The 1,421-nt window shown below is 70.4% G+C and carries 1 protein-coding gene; it reads left to right on the top strand.

Annotated features, from left to right (window positions below):
• On the top strand, positions 1-1,421 hold a 1,421-nt coding region (locus tag ABT300_RS44020; RefSeq protein WP_351688793.1), incomplete at both ends, for a condensation domain-containing protein.

The raw sequence follows: 1,421 nt of genomic DNA on the forward strand, positions 1-1,421 counted from the left end.
GAGTACATGGTGCCGTCGGCTGTCGTGGTGCTGGATGAGCTGCCGTTGTCGGTGAACGGCAAGCTGGATCGCAAGGCCCTGCCCGCGCCGGAGTATTCCACCGGCTCGGGTCGTGCTCCGGCGAGTGTGCGTGAGGAGGTGGTCTGCGCGGCGTTCGCCGAGGTGCTGGGTCTGGAGAGCGTCGGTGTGGACGACGACTTCTTCCGTCTCGGCGGCCATTCCCTGCTGGGGATCCGGTTGGTGGAGGTGCTGCGTCGGCGGGGTGTGTCGCTGTCGGTGCGGGCGCTGTTCCAGACGCCGACGCCGGCTGGGCTGGCGCTGGCTTCGGATGCCCGGCAGGTCGTGGTGCCGGAGAACCTGATTCCGGCGGGCGCGACGGTGATCACGCCGGAGATGCTTCCGCTGGTCGAGTTGACGGCAGAGGAGATCGAGCGGGTCGTCGCCACGGTGGAGGGCGGCGCAGCCAACATCGCGGACGTCTATCCGCTTGCCCCGCTCCAGGAGGGCCTGCTCTTCCACCATCTCCTCGCCGAGGGCGGCGACGACGCCTATGTGCTTCCCTCCGTGCTGGAGTTCGGCTCACGCGAGCGCCTGGACGACTTCGCGGCCGCGCTGCAGAGCGTGATCGACCGGCACGACATCTTCCGCACCTCCTTCGTCTGGGAGGGCCTGAACCGACCGGTCCAGGTGGTGTGGCGCAACGCCGAACTGCCGGTCACCGAGGTGAGGCTGGACCCGCAGAGTACCGACCCGGTGGCCGAGCTGGTCGCATCCGTCGGCTCCGCGATGGACCTCAACCGGGCGCCGCTGATCACGGTCCACGCAACCGCAGTCCCCGGCGGTGACCGCTGGCTGGGCCTGGTGCGCGTCCACCACCTGGTGCAGGACCACGCCGCGCTGGAGACGCTGCTGAGCGAGATCCAGGCCTTCCTCACGGGCCGGGGCGACCAACTGCCCGAGCCGCTGCCCTTCCGTACCTTCGTGGCCCACGCCCGTGGCGCCGCCGCTGACGAAACCTCCCACGAGCGCTACTTCGCCGAACTGCTTGGCGACGTCACTGAACCGACGGCGCCGTACGGTCTGGTGGACGTCCGCGGAGTCGGCGCCGACGTGGTGCGCGAGGTCGTACCGTTCACACCCGCCGCCGAGGCACGGCTGCGCGAGGTCTCCCGCCGGCTCGGCGTGTCTGCCGCGACCGTCCTGCATGTGGCGTGGGCCCGGGCCCTCGCGGTGCTCAGCGGCCGCGACAACGTGGTCTTCGGCACCATCCTCTTCGGGCGGATGAACGCCGGCCTGGGCGCCGACCGCGTCCCCGGGCCGCTCATCAACACGCTGCCGGTGCGGGTGCGGACGGATGAGCTCGGTGTTCTGGACGCGGTGTCGGCGATACGCGACCAGCTGGCGGAGTTGCTGGAGCATGA

This window comes from Streptomyces sp. NPDC001027 (genome assembly GCF_040299045.1).
Classification (GTDB): domain Bacteria; phylum Actinomycetota; class Actinomycetes; order Streptomycetales; family Streptomycetaceae; genus Streptomyces.